Consider the following 16,488-nt stretch of genomic DNA (forward strand, 5'->3'; position numbering starts at 1 on the left):
CCTCCCATGATCCTCGGAGCCGCCGAATCCGCTGTCCTGGCGTTCGACGTCGGCGGGACGGACCTGAAGGCCGGGCTCGTCGACGCGTCCGGAAACATCCTTGGCCTGCGCAGGATTCCCACGCCACGCGATCCGGGCAATCCCGGTGATGCAATCGTGGACGCGGTAGGCACCCTCGCCGCGGAGTTCGCAGCCGAATTCCCCGCCCACGCGGCAAAAGCCGCCTGCGTCGTCGTCCCGGGAATCGTGGACTCCGACGCAGGAATCGGAATCTACTCGGCAAACCTCGGATGGCGGAACTTCCCCTTCCGCGAAATGGCAACGCGGCGCTTGGGCCTCCCGCTCGCTTTCGGCCACGACGTCAGCACGGCTGCCGAGGCGGAATTCCGTTTCGGTGCTGCCCGCGACTACAGGAATGTGGTGGTGATGGTGGTCGGAACAGGGATCGCGGCGGCCGTGATCTCCGACGGCTACCCGCTGCGGGCCGGGGGCTTCGCCGGGGAATTGGGCCACGCCCTTGTTCCGGACCCTGACGGCAAGGGTCACGCGATCCTCGAGGCAATCGGATCCGCCGGCGGAATCGCGCGGCGCTACAGCGAAAAATCCGGAACTCCGCGCGCCGGAGCCCGGGAAGTGATCGAGCGGGCCACGGCCGGCGATCAACTTGCTTCCCGGATCTGGTCCGACGCCGTGGACGCCCTCGCCTTCAGCCTCAGCCAGTGCGTGAGCATCATCGGTACCGAAGCAGTGGTGGTAGGCGGCGGCCTTGCCGAAGCCGGCGATCGACTCCTGGATCCATTGCGCATGCGCCTTGACCAGATGCTCGACTTCCAACGCCGGCCCGTGATCGTGCGCGCACAACTCGGCCAGGACGCCGGATTGCTCGGTGCGGCATTGCGGGCCCGCGCCCTCCTGCCGGCCGCGAAAGCCACCTCCGGAACCGGGGTGGGGCGATGAACCACGAGATAGGGCGCGTCGTCACCATTACGCCCAATCCAGCCATTGACATCAGCTACCACGTCGCAGGGATCACTGCCGGAGCGAGCCACAGAGTGGAGTCCCCGATCAGCCGCGCCGGAGGCAAAGGCCTCAACGTCGCCCGCGTGGTGCACCAGCTCGGCTACCCGGTGCTCGCCCTCGCCACCGCCGGAGGAGCCACGGGAGCGGAAATCGCCACGGACCTCATCGCAAGCGGCGTGCCGCACCGTTTGGTTCCCGTAGCAGGGGAAACGCGGCGCAGCATAGCGCTCGTGGACACGGTGGGCGGCGAAACATCCATCTTCAACGAGCGGGGAAAGCCCCTGGAACCCGCCGAATGGCAGGCGCTCGCCGCCGTCGTCGTCGAGTCCCTGGAGAGCGGGAACCGTACCGGAGTGATCGTCGCTTCCGGGAGCCTGCCGCCCGGCGCCCCAGCCGACTTCTACCCGGCGATCGTAAGGTTGGCGCACGACGCCGGGATCCCCGCCGTCGTCGACACCTCCGGTCCCGCGATCATCGCCGCCGCCCGCGCGGGAGCGGACCTGCTCAAACCAAACCATCACGAACTGCTCGAAGCTACCGGCGAGAGCGATCTCGAAGCCGCCGCGAAGCGGTTGATCGGCGAAGGAGCCAAGACCGTCCTGGTGAGCGCGGGCGCCGAAGGAATGCTCGCCTTCCATCACGCCGCGCCCGGGGGCTACTGGAGCGCCCGGCTCCCGGAAGCGCTCAGCGGAAACCCCACGGGAGCCGGCGACGCCGCAGTGGCTGCTGCCGCCGTCGTCCTCGCCGCCGGCAACCCTGACATTCAGACCATGCTCCGCAAGGCCACGGCCTGGTCGGCGGCGGCGGTGCTCATGCCGGCCGCCGGCGAGATCTCGCCGCTCTACGCGGACCTCGAACAGCAACTGATTCTTAACTGGAAGGAAACCCCATGACCCTTGTCGGTTCCCGGGAACTCATGGAAACCGCCGCCGCGGGCGGCACCGGCCAAGGCGCCTTCAACGTCGTCCACCTCGAAACCGCGGAAGGACTGGTGGCCGGGGCGGAAGCCGCCGGGCTTCCGGTGATCCTGCAGATTTCGGAAAACTGCGTCCGCTTCCACGGCGGACTGGTGCCGATCGCCCGCGCCACGATGTCCATCGCGCGGGACGCGGCGGTTCCCGTGGCCGTGCACCTAGACCACGCCGAAACCGAGGAACTGGCGTTACAAGCCATCGACCTCGGCTTCGGTTCAGTGATGTACGACGGCGCCCACTTGCCTTACGCCGCCAACGTGAAGGTCACGCGGCGGGTCGGCGAATACGCCGAAGCCCACGGAGTCTTCTTCGAGGCGGAACTCGGGAAAGTCGGAGGAAAGGACGGCGCCCATGCCCCGGGCGTCCGGACCGACCCCGCCGAAGCACGGTCCTTTGCGGAAGAAACCGGAATAGATGCGCTCGCGGTCGCCGTCGGGTCCTCGCATGCCATGACCGAACGGACCGCAGCCCTCGACCTCGGCCTCATCACCCGCTTGAAGGAAGCCGTCCATCTTCCGCTCGTCCTCCACGGTTCTTCCGGCGTAGCAGACGAAACCCTGGTGGCGGCGATCCGGGCAGGTATGACTAAGATCAACGTATCCACACACTTGAACGGGTTCTTCACCCGCGCCGTCCGTGAATACCTGGATGCCAACCCGTCAGTGGTGGACTCCCGGAAGTACATCAAGGCCGGCCGGGACGCGCTGGTGTTGGAAACCGCACGTCTGCTGACGCTGTTTGCGAAAGTGGACTAGCTTCAATTTCCGGAAGGTTCGTGATGACCCGCAACGATCGGCTGACAGCCATCCTTGACCTCCTCGCAGAGTCAGGGCACGTTGAAGTCGAAGATATCGTGACCCGCTTGGGCGTCTCGCCTGCCACGGCGCGCCGAGACCTCGACAGCCTTGCCAAGCAGAGGCTGCTGAGCAGGACCCGCGGGGGAGCCACCACGGGCTCAGTTGCGTACGACCTTCCGGGACGGTACAACCGGGACGACAACGCCGAAGCCAAACAGCAGATCGCCCTTGCGGCGTCGGAGCTGATTGTGCCCGGTGCCGTGATCGGACTCAGCGGGGGCACCACCAACACGGCCCTCGCCCAAGTCCTCTCCACCCGCGAAGACTTGAATGCGCCCTCCAACCGGCCCATGCTGACGGTAGTCACCAACGCCATCAACATCGCGGCCCAACTCGCGGTGCGCCCCAACATCAAGATCATGGTCACCGGTGGCATCCTGAACCCCCGCTCCTATGAGCTCGTGGGACCGTACACGGACGTCATCATGCAGAAGGTCGCCCTGGACATCGCCTTTATCGGTGTCAACGGGGTTGATCCCAAGATCGGCCCGACCATCACGGACGAGGGCGAAGCCATGGTGAACACCGTGATGGCCCGCCGCGCCACGGAGTCCTACGTCCTCGCCGATTCCAACAAGATCGGCAAGCGTGCCTTTGCGGCCATGGCAGGATACGAGTTCCGCCGGCTCATCACCGACTCCGGTATTTCGGACCAAGACAAGGCCGCGTTCGAGGCCGCCGGCACCGAGGTCATCGTCGCGAAGGATTCGTAGCGGGGCGCCGTTCAGAACCTCATGGGCGGCGCGTTCAGGACTGTGGCATCCATGCCCCGCTGCACCCACTGGCTGAACGGTGTATCGAGGTCATATTTGCCTTGCTCGTTGAGAACGAGCGTCCGCAGTTCGGCATTGCCCGGGTTGTTGAGTGATTCGAAGTACTCTACCGACCAATGGAACCACCGCATGCAGAACAGCCGCATCGTGAGGCCATGGGTCACCAGGAGGGTGTTCGGAGCATAGTCCGGCTTTTCCCAATGCCGGTACAGCGTTTCCATGAAGGACGAAATACGGTCGTACACATCCGAGCCTGATTCACCTTCGCGGAAGCGGTAGAAGAAATGCCCGTAGAGGTTGCGCAGTTCCTTCTGGTCGCCGATGTCGCCGGCGATCTGGAAGTTGGCCCAGTCTTGTTCGCGCAGCCGTGGTTCTTCGATGACCCTTTCCGTCAGGTTGCCTAGCTCAAGTGCCTCAAGAGTCTGGTACGCCCGAAGATATGGCGACACATAGACGCACACCGGCTCGCCGTCGAGCTTCCTGCGCAGTTCGGCGCCGGCAACCCGGGCTTCCTCGATCCCGCGCTCTGTGAGCGGGATCCGGTAATCGGGCACGCGGTTGTAAATGGACGTATCGGCATTGGCGGCCGACTGGCCGTGCCGGATCATGAAAATTCTTGCGGGCGCGCTCATCCCACCAAGCATAGGGTCCGACGCCGGAGCGGGGCGCCGGTGCCTTGGCGTACAGGCCATCGGGGTACAGGCGCCTCACGGGAAAATATCAGGCAAATGCGGGCAAGATAGGAGCATGCTCCTTGCCTCAACGCGCCGGCTGCGCACCGAAGTGCTGATTGTCCTTGGCCTGTCACTGGGCCAATCAGCCGTGTATTCCGTGGTGCAGTTGTTGGACAAGATGACCCGGGCGCCCTTGGCGCAGGGAACATCCACCCTTAACCAATCCCAGAGCCCGCGCGAGTATTTCGACCTCACGTACCAATTGCTGGACATTGCCTTCGCACTGGTTCCCGTGGTGCTGGTGTTCTACTTCCTGGCTGTCGACCGACGTTCGGGGGAGAGTCCTTCCGGGTTCGCCCGCTTGGGCTTCAACTTCGCACGGCCTGGCCGCGACGCGCTCCAGGGGCTGGGGCTCGCCGCCTTGATCGGCATCCCGTCGCTGGGGCTCTACGCTGTGGGCCGGGCATTGGGGATCACCACAGCGATCATCCCCAGCGGCCTGGACGCCTATTGGTGGACGGTGCCGGTACTGGTCCTCTCCGCTATACGGCACGCGATCGTCGAAGAAGTCATCGTGGTGGGCTACCTCCTGGACCGCTTCGCGAAGTTCGGCTGGAGCACGCCGCTGGCCATCGTGCTGAGTTCGCTCCTGCGCGGCAGCTACCACCTCTACCAGGGCTTCGGGCCGTTCATCGGCAACATGGTGATGGGCCTCGTTTTCGGCTGGATCTATACCCGGACGAAGAGGGTCATGCCGCTCGTCGTGGCCCATTCCCTCCTGGACATCGTGGCATTCGTCGGATTCAGCGTGTTCGGGAAGGCAGTCGGGCTGGGGTAGGCGGCACGCCGCGCCGAGTCGCGCCGCGCCTCAGTCGTGCCTCCGCTCGGCGCCGCGCGACGCCGGTCAAAAAAATTCGGCCGCCATTTACGGGTGACATCGTTGGCACCCGTGAATGGCGGCCGAAGCTGGCGGGCCTCCTTGCCCATGGCCAGTCAGTGGTGGCCCGTCAGATAGTGACGGCCCCGTTGGCGGTTTCAAACGTTACCGACATGATTCCCGGCGTTCCATGCGGAGCCATCCATTGGACCGCAACGTCCTCAAGGGGCTTCTCCACGGGCTCGCCGAGCCATTCGGTGACACGCTCGGCGGAGCCGGCGATGGTGAGGCTGGACATCTTGACGTCGCTCGCGTAGACGAGGGAGGGATGAAGAGCCGGGTCGCCCTCCCAGCGGAGCAGGTACGGAACCTGCGGATCCGCGATGAGGCCGAGGATGCCGATTTGCTGCCAGACGAGTTCGCGGCCGTCCGGGAACTTGCGGTTGCCGGGGACTGCGGAACGTCCGAGTCGCTGTTCGAAGGGGCTCAGGTCGTCAACGGCGACGCACCAGCCCATCCAGCCACCTCCCGCAGCGGAGCGTGCACGGACGGCTTGTCCAAAAGGTGCCTTGTCGGATGCCGGGTGGTCCAAGACCTCGACAACCTCCAGGTATTTGTGGTCAGCAAGGGGAATGATCATGTTGCGGGTACCGAAGCGCGGGTGCACTCCGCCCCGGACTGCGTCCACTCCCAATGCTGCGGAAATCCGCTCGGTGGTGGCCAAGAGGCCATCTCGTTCACAAGCGTAAGAGACGTGATCCATGCGCATGGCTTCATCTTGGCACTTTGTGATTGAGCTCTCAGCTAAGTCAAGCCTAACCGAGATGGGATGTACTAAAGATGCAGCTCAGGGACGCATGAAGACCGAATGCTACTGCGTTCGTCACAAAGGTTCCGTCCAGTGCGCTGCCATCCCTAGACTGGCGGGAACCGCGCGCCGGACGGCTGAACCGCGGCCCATTGCTCCACCCAACAACCCGAGGAACGAGGAGTCCGCAATGTCCCAAGGATGGTCATTCGAAACGCGACAGATCCACGTCGGCCAGGAGCCGGACGCCGCCACAGGCGCCCGGGCGCTTCCCATCTACCAGTCCACCTCGTTCGTTTTCCCCAGCGCCGAAAGCGCGGCAAACCGCTTCGCGCTGGCCGAGCTCGCCCCCATTTACACCCGCATCGGCAACCCCACGCAGGACGCTGTCGAACAGCGCATCGCGAGCCTCGAGGGCGGCTTGGCCGCACTCCTGCTGAGCTCAGGCCAAGCAGCGGAGACGTTCGCCATCCTCAACATCGCCGAAGCCGGTGACCACGTGGTGGCGAGCCCGAGCCTCTATGGCGGTACCTACAACCTGTTGGCCCACACCCTGAAGAAGTTCGGAATCGACGTCACGTTCGTGGAGGACCCGGACAACCTCGAGCAGTGGCGCGACGCCGTCCGGCCCAACACCAAGCTGTTCTTCGCCGAAGTGGTCTCCAACCCGCGGCAGGACGTCCTGGACATCGAGGGCGTTTCCAAGACGGCGCACGAGGCCGGTGTTCCACTGGTGGTGGACAACACCCTCGCGACGCCCTACTTGATCCGTCCGCTCGAGTGGGGTGCGGACATCGTGGTCCATTCGGCCACGAAGTACCTTGGCGGCCACGGTTCAGCTATTGCGGGCGTCATCGTGGACTCCGGGAACTTCGACTTCGCCAAGAACCCGGAGCGCTTCCCCAACTTCAACACTCCGGACCCGAGCTACAACGGCCTCGTCTACGCACGGGACCTCGGCAAGGACGGAGCCCTCGGGGCCAACCTCTCCTACATCCTCAAGGCCCGCGTCCAGCTCCTGCGTGACCTCGGTTCCGCGGTATCGCCGTTCAACGCGTTCCTGATCGCCCAGGGCATCGAGACGCTGAGCCTGCGGGTGGAACGCCACGTCGAGAACGCCACCAAAGTGGCGCAGTGGCTTGAAGTGCATGACGACGTCGAATCGGTCGCGTACGCGGGCCTCCCGTCCAGCCCCTGGTTCGAGCGCGGCCGCAAGTATGGTCCCAAAGGCACCGGCGCAGTTGTTTCGTTCACCATTCGGGGCGGGATCGAGGCCGGCAAGCGATTCGTGGACGCACTGGAGCTGCATTCGCACGTGGCAAACATCGGAGATGTGCGTTCCCTCGTGATCCACCCGGCGTCGACCACCCACAGCCAGCTCACGCCCGAACAGCAAGCCGTGGCAGGCGTGAACCCCGGCCTGGTCCGGCTGTCCGTGGGCATCGAGCACATCGACGACATCCTCGCCGACCTCGAAGCCGGGTTCAGGGCAGCCAAGGGAGCATAGGCCAAAGCCCGGGGCACAGTAGACCGTCCAGTCGTGGGCGTCCGCTTCGGCGGGCGCCCACGACCCCGTTAACCCCCTATGTAGTACCCGGACGTATCGGCGATGAGCTGTACTGTGCCCGAGGAACTGTTGGTGAAGGCAATGGTGCCGTCCGGGGCCACGGGAGTGATCGAGAAGTTCGGGATGATCTGTCCCGTCGCGTAGTTCACGTTCGAAGTGCTCGGCTGGGAGCTGCCGCCCGCATACGCCGTGATGTAGCCGAAGGACGACGGGTTGGCCACAGTGATGTTCATCGCGACGGCGGAAACGCCGGACGCTTGGATACCGCCCCGGCCGGTGACCTTGACCCTGATGGTCTGGCCTGGGGCGACCGGTCCGAGGACGCCGCCGGTGCCGTCGCGGGAGTCAAGTTGCCGGAAAGGTGCCTGGGCAGAAAACGCGCCTGCCGCCGTCGGCGTTCCCGCGAGGAAGTAGCCCGATGTGTCCGCGATGAGCTGGACCGTTCCTCCGGACGTATTGGTGAACGCGACCGTTCCATCCGGCGCGACTGGCGTGATGGCGAAGTTCGGCACGATCTGGCCGGGGGAGAAGTTCAGGTTCGAGGTGCCGGGCCGCGGGGTCCCGCCGGCGTACGCGGTGATGAAGCCGTTCGACGTCGGATTGGCCACCGTGATGTTCATTGCGACGGCGGAAACACCGGACGACGGGATGCCGCCGCTGCCTGTGACCCGGACCCTGATGGTCTGCCCTGGTGCCACCGGCCCCTTGACGCCACCGCTGCCGTCCCGGGTGTCGAGCTGCCGGAACGGAGCCTGCGCGGAGAACGTGCCGGGTACCGAGGGCACACCGGTGGCAAGGTAGTAGCCCGTGGTGTCGGCGATGAGCTGCACAGTGCCGTTGGACGTGTTCGTGAAGGAGATGGTTCCGTCCGGCGCGACCGGCGTGATCGCGAAGTTCGGGACGATCTGGCCTTGGTCGAAGTTCAGGTTGGAGGTGCCGGGCCGCACCGTGCCGCCGGCGAAAGCGGTGATGAAGCCATTCGACGTCGGATTCGCCACGGTGATATTCATGGCGACTGCGGAAACACCTGATGCGGGGATTCCGCCCTGGCCGGTTACCTTGACGCTGATGGTCTGGCCCGGTCCGAGGGCTCCGAGGACGCCGCCTGTGCCGTTGCGCGTGTCCAGTTGCCGGAACGGAGCCTTGGCGACGAAGCCGCCCTGCGATACGACGGCCCCGTTGCTGTCATCCGAACCGACATAGAGGAGGCGGTTCGGAGTCCCGGCGCCCGCGTATTGAATGACGCCGGGAGTTGCCGATGCGGTCATGGACGCTGCCACCTGTGCGGGACTCCATGACGGGTGGGCATAGAGGATCATCGCTGCCGCGCCCGCGGCGTGGGGCGAAGCCATGGAGGTGCCGTTGAGGACAGCCGTGGCTGTATTCGAGGTTTGCCAGTCCGATGTGATCTGGACACCAGGGGCGTACAGGTCAACGCAGGATCCGTAGTTTGAGAAGGATGCCTGCCCGTCGAAGCTGTCGCTCGCGGCGACGGTGATGGCGGCGGGCACCCGGCTGGGGGACAGGGTGCATGCGTCCGTACTGGAATTTCCTGCCGCCAGGGTGACGGTGATGCCGCTGTTGATCGCGCCTTGGACGGCGTCGTCCAGGCTTTGGTTTGCCGGTCCGGAGAGGCTGAGGTTCGCGATGGCAGGCTGGCCGGCCTGGTGCTGCTGGACTATCCAGTCCAAACCGGCAATGACGTCGGAGGAGTAACCCGTGCCGTCACAGCCCAGGACCCGCACCGGGACGATGGTGGCGGACTTTGCCACGCCGTAAACGCTTCCGGCCGCGATGCCGGCAACGTGGGTCCCGTGCCCGGCTTCCGAGATGGTCGGGTCGGTGCACGGAGCGTTGGCCGCTTGTCCCGAGAAGGCACTCCACCCGGTAGTTACCCGGCCGCCGAAGTCTTGGTGCGTACCCAACACCCCGTTATCCACGACGTAGATGGACACCCCGGCCCCGCTTGACGGTGGTGTGTAGCCCCCGGACAACGGCAGGGCCCGCTGGTCGATGCGGTCCAGGTTCCACGGAGCCGGCGACTCGGTGCCTGAAATCCGGACGGGCGTGTCCAGTTCCACCGATGCCACGCGGCTGGACTTCGCCAGCTGCGCTGCCTTGGCAGGCGTCGCGGTGACAACTGCGCCCTTCACGGCGTGCGTGAAGGTCTTGTCCACTGCGACTCCCTCCGAGCGCAGCTCCTGGGCCTTGCCGGCGACGTCCGTCCCTGGCACGTAGTGGACCAGGTAACGGTCCTCGCCCGCCGCGGGGCCAGTGCTTGCCGCGGGGCCAGTGCCCGCCGTAGGGCTGCTGTCCGCCTGGGCGGGGAGCGGGACTCCGAAGGTGAAACCCGAAGTGAGGAGGAACAGGGCTATCGGAACGAGGCCGAGCGGCTTTTTCACGATCTTCAATCTTCCTGTGGCGCGCAGTGCTGGTGGAGGCATTCGACGGCGGAGACTACTTCCCACCATTCTATCGAGCCACATGCGCAACACGCGCCCCTTCTTTTTCAGGACGCCCCTGTCCGTGCTTGGCGAATAAAAGGCCATCAATTGTCACAAAGTCGTCATAATCTTCGTCAGGAGGGTGCCGTTTTTCCTAGACTCTTCACACAAGGTCATGAGTGCCAGCAACAGCCCCGGCTTGCTGGCCGGCAACCCTCCTCTCGCGGTGGGGTGCCCCGGGTGAAGACCTGGCCCTTCGCTTTTTTGGCGGCGGGCAAGCGCGATGTGAGGTGTCAACGAATGACAATTGCTGCAACAGCCGTACCCCTTTCCGGTTCCTCGGACGGAACCCTCAAATACCAGTCCGTCGGCGCCCTTGAGCTCGAAGCCGGCGGTTTCCTTCCCGGCGTCGTCCTCGCGTACGAAACGTGGGGACAGCTCAACGCGGACGCTTCCAATGCCGTCCTCGTGGAACACGCCCTGACGGGAAGCACGCATGTGGCCCGTGGCGACAGCGACGAGGAAGGCTGGTGGGAGCACCTCGTCGGTCCCGGGGCCACCATCGACACAGACCGCTACTACGTGGTCTCCGTCAACATCGTGGGAGGGTGCTACGGAAGCACAGGGCCGTCGTCGTCCGCTCCCGACGGGAAACCCTGGGGTTCCCGCTTCCCGCTGGTGACGCTGCGGGACAGCACCGTGGCCGAAGCGCGGCTGGCGGACGCACTGGGGGTCAGGAGTTGGCACACGGTGGTGGGCGGGTCCATGGGAGGCGCCCGTGCGCTGGAATGGGCAGTCACCTTCCCGGACCGCGTCAAGCGGTGTGCGGTCATTTCGGTGGGTGCCCACAGCACTGCCGAGCAGATCGCCTTCGCCCAAGCCCAGACGCTAGCCATCCGGCAGGATCCTGCTTTCAACGACGGCGACTACTACGGCCAGGCCGCCCCCGAAGCGGGGCTCGCGCTTGCCCGGCGCATCGCCCACATCACCTACCGTTCGGCGCATGAGTTCGACTTCCGCTTCGGACGCAACCCCCAGGGCGCCGAGTCGCCGCTCGACGCGGCACGCCTGGACCGCCGCGGCCGCTACCAAGTGGAAAGCTACCTCGACCACCAAGGAAGCAAACTGGTCAAGCGTTTCGACGCCAACAGCTACATCGCCATCACCGAAGCCCTCATGAGCCACGACGTCACGCGCGGCCGGGGCACTTTGGAAGACGCGTTGTCCGTGGCCACGGCGGAATTCTTCGTCGCGGCGGTGAACTCGGACCGGCTCTACTTCCCGGAACAGTCACGCGAACTCGCGAACGCCCTCCCGGGCGATGTGCCTGTCCACGTGATCGAGGCGCCCATCGGGCACGACGGATTCCTCACCGAAATCGGCCAGCTCGGTCCCCAGCTGCGGGACGCCTTCTTCGGCTGATGCTGCTTCTTCGGCTGATGCTGCGCCTCTTGGGCGGCTTCAGCCGTTCATGATCTCCTGGCGGAGCTTCATGTAGTCCTCCATGGCAATTTTCCCGTCGCTGTACTGCTGGTCGAGTTCGGCCAGTTTGCGGGCACGGTAGCCCTGCGGGGCGGCATCATGCGGGAGGGTGCTGTTCGCTGCCGGAGCGGATGACGACGGCGGAGCGGCCTGTGGTGCCGGAGGCTCCGGCGGATACATGCTTGGATCGTACGGCCTGGGATCGTAGCGGCCCGGGGGTGGCGGGTTCATGGGAGCCGGACCCGGAGGATAGGGGTTCTGCCCGTGCGGTCCTTGGTTGTAGTTCCCGGGCGGGCCGACGGGGAAATTCCGGTAGCCGTTGGTCTCGAACTCGTCATTCCGGGTCCTGCGCATGCGCGAGCGGTTGTACATGCGGATTCCCATCGGAATCAGCCAAAAGCAGACGATGATCCAGAAGAACATACTGTTCACGGTAGCGGCCTCCCTGTCTTCCTCCAGCTTAGACCCGCACCCGCTAGCCCCGGGGCACGGGCGAACCGGCGGAACCGAAGACGGGTCCCGGCGTCGGGCGCTTTGGCAGGATTCCATCGCCGGACGACTGGTGGCGGATCCGGCGGATGACCCAGGGAACGAAGTACTCGCGCGCCCACACCAGGTCTCCGGACCGTGCCTCGCGCCAACTGCGGGGCGGGAGGGGCTTGGGCAGGAGTGGCTCAAGGCGGTGTGGCACGTTGAGGGCATCGAGCACCATCGCGGCAATCGTATGGTGGCCAAGGGGCGAGAAATGCAGGCGATCCGCGTCCCACATCTGCGAATCGGCGAGTTGGCGCAAGGACCACATGTCCGCCACCACGGCGTCGTGCCGGGCGGCCACCGTCCGCAGGTTCTCGTTGTAGATGGCCACTTTCCCGCGGATGCGGCTCAGTACCGAAGATGCGGTGTCCGGTCCATTGAACAGGACTACGGTCGCGCCTTCGGAACTGAGCGTCTGAACGGCGGCATCGAGTTTTTCGGCCAGGGCATCGGGGTCGCCTCCTGGCCGGATGAGGTCATTGCCGCCGGCGGAAATGCTCACGAGGTCGGGCCTGAGCTCCATGCACGGAACAAGCTGTTCATCGAGGATCTGCTGCAGCAAACGCCCCCGGATGGCGAGGTTGGCGTAGGCGAAGTCCTGGTGCCCGCGGCTCAATTCCTCGGCCACGCGATCAGCCCAACCGCGGTGGCCGCCGGGACTGTGGGGCTCGGGATCGCCGATGCCCTCTGTGAAGGAATCACCTAGAGCCACGTACCGGGTCCACGGGTGAAGTCCTTCCCCGGGATCGTTGACCGCCGTGGAATCAGTGTCACTCACGTTCTATCCTGCCTTTGCTGCGAAGCTACATGGCGTAACTAGTTACTCGTCGGTAACTGTAAGAATAGACCCATGAGTCAAGCTGCCGCCTTTCACGCCCCGTCCTTTTCGGATCCCGTAGTCCTCTGGTCCCATGAGGAAAACGAACGGGCGGGAAGGCCCTTGCTGGTGATGTTGCACGGCTACGGATCCAACGAGCAAGACCTCTTCAGCCTGGCAGAGCTGCTGCCTTCGGAGTTCGTCGTAGCCTCCCTGCGGGCGCCCCTCGCCACGGGCCCGGGCTTCACGTGGTTCCCGCTCACGGCGTCCATCGACTACTCGCTCGAGGCCGTGAAGGACGCCGCGGAGTATGTCCTTTCCTGGCTGGACTCGGTCAAGTCCGGCTTCAGTTCCGTGACGCTCCTCGGTTTCTCGATGGGTATGGCGATGGCCACCTCCGTGTTGCGGCGGCGCCCCGCCGACTTCGCCGCCGTCGTCGGTCTTTCAGGTTTTGCCGTCGACGCCGGAACGGACACCGCGTTCCGCGACGCCGAACTGGACGGTACCGTTCCGCTCTTCTGGGGACGGGACCAGCAGGACCCCGTCATCACGCCGGACAAGATCGAATTCACCATGGGCTGGGCGCGCAAGCACACCGACCTCACCAAGGTCCTCTATTCGGGCATGTGGCACGGCATCAACCAACAGGAAATCGGCCACGTCCGGGAGTTCCTGGAACACAAAGTCCTCACCAACTAAGAGTTTGTGTACACATCACACCCGTTAAAACGGCTCTTGAGGGGTATTAGGTGTACACAAACTCCTAGGAATCCTTGGTGATGCGGACGGTTTGTCCGTTGACGCTCACGGTGTCGCCCGCATGGAGCTGGCGGCCGCGGCGTTCGTCGATGTCTCCGTTGACCTTGACCAAGCCGTTCTTGATGAGCTCGGTGGCTTCCACGCCGTCCTCCACAAGGTTGGCGAGCTTCAACAGCTGGCCAAGGCGGATCATGTCGTCACGGATGGGGATCTCTTCGATTTCCGGGTTGCTCATACAAGCAATCATGCCTGACGGACAGCCTTCGGTACTTTCCAAAGGCCGGTAGGCTAGGACACGCAGCTTTCCTGCAAAGCATTCCCCTTGATGACTGTTCCCCTAGAGCAAAACCGCGGACCGCACCCAGCGGCCCTGTAGAACATTGGAGTACCCATGGCAGCAAAATCCGTCCTCGACCAGATCATTTCCCTCGCCAAGCGGCGCGGCTTCGTGTTCCAGGCCGGTGAAATCTATGGTGGCTCGCGTTCCGCTTGGGACTATGGGCCCCTCGGTGCCGAACTGAAGGAGAACATCAAGCGCCAGTGGTGGCAGAGCATGGTCCGTGGCCGCGAAGACGTGGTGGGCTTGGACTCCTCCGTGATCCTGCCCCGCCAGGTATGGGAAGCTTCCGGACACGTCGAGGTGTTCTCGGACCCCCTGGTCGAGTGCCTTTCCTGCCACAAGCGTTACCGCGCAGACCACCTCGAGGAAGAATACGAGGAGAAGAAGGGCCGCCCGGCCGAGAACGGCCTCAAGGACATTGCCTGCGCCAACTGCGGCACCCGCGGCGAATGGACGGAACCGCAGGAATTCTCCGGCCTGCTCAAGACCTACCTCGGGCCGGTGACCAGCGAAGAAGGCCTGCACTACCTCCGCCCGGAGACCGCACAGGGCATCTTCGTGAACTTCAACAACGTCCTGACCACCTCGCGCAAAAAGCCGCCGTTCGGCATCGGCCAGATCGGCAAGTCCTTCCGCAACGAGATCACGCCGGGCAACTTCATCTTCCGTACCCGCGAGTTCGAACAGATGGAAATGGAATTCTTCGTCGAGCCCGGCACGGATGAAGAATGGCACCAGTACTGGATGAAGGAACGCATGTCCTGGTACACCGGCCTGGGCATCCGGCCGGAGAACCTGCGTTTCTTCGAGCACCCGCAGGAAAAGCTCAGCCACTACTCCAAGGGCACCACGGACATCGAGTACCGCTTCGGATTCCAGGGCTCCGAATGGGGCGAGCTCGAAGGCATCGCCAATCGGACGGACTTCGACCTTTCGACCCACTCGAAGGCGTCCGGCCAGGACCTGAGCTACTTCAACCAAGCCACCGATGAGCGGTACACCCCGTACGTGATCGAGCCCGCCGCCGGCCTGACCCGCTCCTTCATGGCCTTCCTGATCGACGCGTACACGGAGGACGAGGCCCCCAACACCAACGGGGGCGTCGATGTTCGTACGGTTCTCCGACTGGACCCGCGCCTTGCTCCGGTCAAGGCGGCGGTCCTGCCGCTGAGCCGCAACGAGTCCCTGTCCCCGAAGGCCAAGGACCTCGGCACACAGCTGCGGAAGAACTGGAACATCGATTTCGACGACGCCGGTGCCATCGGCCGCCGCTACCGTCGCCAGGACGAGATCGGCACGCCGTTCTGCATCACCGTTGACTTCGACACCCTTGACGACCAAGCCGTCACGATCCGTGAGCGCGACACCATGAGCCAGGAACGCGTCTCCCTCGACAAGGTTGAGGCCTACCTTGCCGCGCGCCTGATCGGCGCCTAGGAATGGCCCTCGAGTACCGCGAATGGCGGGAGGGCGACGACCTCGCCCTCCTGGAAATCTGGGGTGACCCGGAGACGTTGCCTGCCCAGCAATTCCGCGCAGCCTTCGCGCCGTCGAGCGACGGCGGGCAAGGCCGGCAGTGGCGCCGTTGCATCGTGGCCGAGGACGTCGTTGACGGCGTCGGCATCCCGGTGGCCGCAGGTGTGGTCCACGAAGCATCGCTGCATCCGGAACGGCTGTGGGCCTACATCGAGGTCGCCAAGGACCATCGCCGCAGCGGCATCGGGGCCACGCTCCTGACCATGCTGCGGCACGAAGCCGCAGAGTCGCCGTCGGGAGTCAGCAAACTGCGGAGCAAAGTGGAACCGGGAACCCCAGGGGCGGCGTTTGCCGAATGGGCAGGGCTTGCCCCTATCCAGCGTTCGCAGCTCGTCGTCGTGGATCCCGAGCCCTTGAAGCTCCCGGTGTTCGGAGACGGTTCCGAGGAAGCGGCGTCCGAGCAAGTGGAGGACCTTGCCACGGGGTCCGTCGAGTTGAGCGACGTCGTCGGGCGCTATTACACGGCGGTGCACCATTGGGACAGCCCGGGCGAACTGGGCATTCCCAGAGTGCAGCGCTTGTTCCTGGATGAGCTCGCAGGAGCCCATGGTGCGCTCGTGCTGCGCGCACCCAAGGCCAGTGCGTTCGGTGTGGACGTACCGGCGAGCCGCAAGGGTAAGCTGCAGGCCTTCGCCATCAGCTACGCGCAAGGCAACTCGGATGACCCCTCTGAAGTGTTCCTGGGCCACGAGCCGCGCTTGGAGGAAGGCCCGGCACGCGAAGCCGTGCGCGATCTGCTCGCGCTGATCGCGTACCAACACCCTGTGCTGCTGGAAGTGGACGATTCCATGACGGCCCTGCGCGCCGTCGTGGATCCCCTGCTGGATCAGGGCAAAGCGAAGCTCCGCGGAGCCGACACCGTGGTAGTCAGCGACTGAACCTGTCCCTTTTCTCGCGCGTGCGGTGGCCGTTTCTTTTTTGAAACGGCCACCGTTACGCGTTAACCCGGAACATCTTGACGGCGTTGCCATGTGGGTGTAGGCCTTACCGGGTAAGCCCCGGCCGCTCGTCTGGCGGGTAGGCGGC

16 protein-coding genes and 1 riboswitch are annotated in these 16,488 nt (G+C 64.8%); of the genes, 10 read left to right on the forward strand and 6 right to left on the reverse strand.

Annotated features, from left to right (window positions below; genetic code table 11):
- Positions 1-6 precede the first annotated feature (6 nt).
- Genes ABCW42_RS06725 through ABCW42_RS06740 form a run of 4 tightly spaced genes read left to right on the forward strand, consistent with a single transcriptional unit; the run spans position 7 to position 3,564 of the window.
- Positions 7-957 (forward strand): ROK family protein, encoded by a 951-nt coding sequence (locus tag ABCW42_RS06725; RefSeq protein WP_423184117.1) that lies wholly within the window; start codon positions 7-9, stop codon positions 955-957.
- Positions 954-1,913, forward strand: coding sequence for a 1-phosphofructokinase family hexose kinase (locus ABCW42_RS06730; RefSeq protein WP_423184118.1), 960 nt, complete (start codon positions 954-956; stop codon positions 1,911-1,913). Before ABCW42_RS06725 ends, ABCW42_RS06730 begins: the two co-directional genes overlap by 4 nt.
- Positions 1,910-2,749, forward strand: coding sequence for a class II fructose-bisphosphate aldolase (locus ABCW42_RS06735; RefSeq protein WP_423184119.1), 840 nt, complete (start codon positions 1,910-1,912; stop codon positions 2,747-2,749). The genes ABCW42_RS06730 and ABCW42_RS06735 overlap by 4 nt, the downstream gene beginning before the upstream one ends.
- Before the next feature lie 23 nt (positions 2,750-2,772).
- On the forward strand, positions 2,773-3,564 hold the full coding sequence (locus ABCW42_RS06740) for a DeoR/GlpR family DNA-binding transcription regulator (RefSeq protein ID WP_423184120.1): 792 nt from the start codon (positions 2,773-2,775) through the stop codon (positions 3,562-3,564).
- 11 nt (positions 3,565-3,575) lie between these two features.
- Here ABCW42_RS06740 and ABCW42_RS06745 read toward each other — a convergent pair whose 3' ends face one another.
- Entirely contained in the window at positions 3,576-4,256 is a 681-nt protein-coding gene (locus ABCW42_RS06745; RefSeq protein ID WP_423184121.1) for a histidine phosphatase family protein, read from the reverse strand.
- Between the two features lie 115 nt (positions 4,257-4,371).
- Here ABCW42_RS06745 and ABCW42_RS06750 point away from each other — a divergent pair, with 115 nt between their 5' ends.
- Positions 4,372-5,136 (forward strand): CPBP family intramembrane glutamic endopeptidase, encoded by a 765-nt coding sequence (locus tag ABCW42_RS06750; protein ID WP_423184122.1) that lies wholly within the window; start codon positions 4,372-4,374, stop codon positions 5,134-5,136.
- Between the two features lie 169 nt (positions 5,137-5,305).
- Here ABCW42_RS06750 and ABCW42_RS06755 read toward each other — a convergent pair whose 3' ends face one another.
- Positions 5,306-5,944 (reverse strand): VOC family protein, encoded by a 639-nt coding sequence (locus ABCW42_RS06755; RefSeq protein WP_133202806.1) that lies wholly within the window; start codon positions 5,942-5,944, stop codon positions 5,306-5,308.
- Positions 5,945-6,173: 229 nt separating this feature from the next.
- Between ABCW42_RS06755 and ABCW42_RS06760 the strand changes: the two genes are divergently transcribed.
- Entirely contained in the window at positions 6,174-7,490 is a 1,317-nt protein-coding gene (locus tag ABCW42_RS06760) for a bifunctional o-acetylhomoserine/o-acetylserine sulfhydrylase (protein WP_423184123.1), read from the forward strand.
- A 68-nt stretch (positions 7,491-7,558) separates the two neighbouring features.
- Here ABCW42_RS06760 and ABCW42_RS06765 read toward each other — a convergent pair whose 3' ends face one another.
- The gene (locus tag ABCW42_RS06765) at positions 7,559-9,952 is read right to left on the reverse strand and encodes a S8 family serine peptidase (protein WP_423184124.1); all 2,394 of its coding nucleotides are present in this window, start codon (positions 9,950-9,952) and stop codon (positions 7,559-7,561) included.
- A 213-nt stretch (positions 9,953-10,165) separates the two neighbouring features.
- Positions 10,166-10,281, forward strand: a riboswitch (SAM riboswitch).
- Positions 10,282-10,294: 13 nt separating this feature from the next.
- Here ABCW42_RS06765 and metX point away from each other — a divergent pair.
- Positions 10,295-11,416, forward strand: a complete 1,122-nt coding sequence (gene metX / locus ABCW42_RS06770) for a homoserine O-acetyltransferase MetX (protein ID WP_423184125.1) — start codon at positions 10,295-10,297, stop codon at positions 11,414-11,416.
- Between the two features lie 39 nt (positions 11,417-11,455).
- Here the strand turns inward: metX and ABCW42_RS06775 are convergent, their stop codons facing one another.
- Positions 11,456-11,899, reverse strand: a complete 444-nt coding sequence (locus ABCW42_RS06775; protein ID WP_423184829.1) for a hypothetical protein — start codon at positions 11,897-11,899, stop codon at positions 11,456-11,458.
- 52 nt (positions 11,900-11,951) lie between these two features.
- The gene (locus ABCW42_RS06780) at positions 11,952-12,788 is read right to left on the reverse strand and encodes an SGNH/GDSL hydrolase family protein (protein WP_423184126.1); all 837 of its coding nucleotides are present in this window, start codon (positions 12,786-12,788) and stop codon (positions 11,952-11,954) included.
- Positions 12,789-12,860: 72 nt separating this feature from the next.
- On the opposite strand from ABCW42_RS06780, the gene ABCW42_RS06785 reads away from it, so the two are divergent.
- On the forward strand, positions 12,861-13,526 hold the full coding sequence (locus ABCW42_RS06785; protein ID WP_423184127.1) for an alpha/beta hydrolase: 666 nt from the start codon (positions 12,861-12,863) through the stop codon (positions 13,524-13,526).
- A gap of 64 nt (positions 13,527-13,590) precedes the next feature.
- On the opposite strand, the gene ABCW42_RS06790 is transcribed toward ABCW42_RS06785, so the two are convergent.
- Positions 13,591-13,821, reverse strand: a complete 231-nt coding sequence (locus tag ABCW42_RS06790) for an RNA-binding S4 domain-containing protein (protein ID WP_423184128.1) — start codon at positions 13,819-13,821, stop codon at positions 13,591-13,593.
- 156 nt (positions 13,822-13,977) lie between these two features.
- On the opposite strand from ABCW42_RS06790, the gene ABCW42_RS06795 reads away from it, so the two are divergent.
- Both ABCW42_RS06795 and ABCW42_RS06800 read left to right on the forward strand, forming a co-directional pair.
- Positions 13,978-15,363 (forward strand): glycine--tRNA ligase, encoded by a 1,386-nt coding sequence (locus tag ABCW42_RS06795; protein ID WP_423184129.1) that lies wholly within the window; start codon positions 13,978-13,980, stop codon positions 15,361-15,363.
- 2 nt (positions 15,364-15,365) lie between these two features.
- On the forward strand, positions 15,366-16,340 hold the full coding sequence (locus ABCW42_RS06800) for a GNAT family N-acetyltransferase (protein WP_423184130.1): 975 nt from the start codon (positions 15,366-15,368) through the stop codon (positions 16,338-16,340).
- Positions 16,341-16,488: the final 148 nt, after the last annotated feature.

It is taken from the genome of Arthrobacter sp. NyZ413 (assembly GCF_049390645.1).
Lineage (GTDB): Bacteria > Actinomycetota > Actinomycetes > Actinomycetales > Micrococcaceae > Arthrobacter.

Excerpts from the sequence above, each read along its gene's own strand:
- ABCW42_RS06755 (WP_133202806.1), bottom strand. The coding sequence starts at position 5,944 with ATGCGCATGGATCACGTCTCTTACGCTTGTGAACGAGATGGCCTCTTG.
- ABCW42_RS06740 (WP_423184120.1), top strand. The coding sequence starts at position 2,773 with ATGACCCGCAACGATCGGCTGACAGCCATCCTTGACCTCCTCGCAGAG.
- ABCW42_RS06795 (WP_423184129.1), top strand. The coding sequence starts at position 13,978 with ATGGCAGCAAAATCCGTCCTCGACCAGATCATTTCCCTCGCCAAGCGG.
- ABCW42_RS06725 (WP_423184117.1), top strand. The coding sequence starts at position 7 with ATGATCCTCGGAGCCGCCGAATCCGCTGTCCTGGCGTTCGACGTCGGC.
- ABCW42_RS06785 (WP_423184127.1), top strand. The coding sequence starts at position 12,861 with ATGAGTCAAGCTGCCGCCTTTCACGCCCCGTCCTTTTCGGATCCCGTA.
- ABCW42_RS06735 (WP_423184119.1), top strand. The coding sequence starts at position 1,910 with ATGACCCTTGTCGGTTCCCGGGAACTCATGGAAACCGCCGCCGCGGGC.
- metX (WP_423184125.1), top strand. The coding sequence starts at position 10,295 with ATGACAATTGCTGCAACAGCCGTACCCCTTTCCGGTTCCTCGGACGGA.
- ABCW42_RS06790 (WP_423184128.1), bottom strand. The coding sequence starts at position 13,821 with ATGAGCAACCCGGAAATCGAAGAGATCCCCATCCGTGACGACATGATC.
- ABCW42_RS06750 (WP_423184122.1), top strand. The coding sequence starts at position 4,372 with ATGCTCCTTGCCTCAACGCGCCGGCTGCGCACCGAAGTGCTGATTGTC.
- ABCW42_RS06800 (WP_423184130.1), top strand. The coding sequence starts at position 15,366 with ATGGCCCTCGAGTACCGCGAATGGCGGGAGGGCGACGACCTCGCCCTC.
- ABCW42_RS06775 (WP_423184829.1), bottom strand. The coding sequence starts at position 11,899 with ATGTTCTTCTGGATCATCGTCTGCTTTTGGCTGATTCCGATGGGAATC.
- ABCW42_RS06745 (WP_423184121.1), bottom strand. The coding sequence starts at position 4,256 with ATGAGCGCGCCCGCAAGAATTTTCATGATCCGGCACGGCCAGTCGGCC.
- ABCW42_RS06760 (WP_423184123.1), top strand. The coding sequence starts at position 6,174 with ATGTCCCAAGGATGGTCATTCGAAACGCGACAGATCCACGTCGGCCAG.
- ABCW42_RS06730 (WP_423184118.1), top strand. The coding sequence starts at position 954 with ATGAACCACGAGATAGGGCGCGTCGTCACCATTACGCCCAATCCAGCC.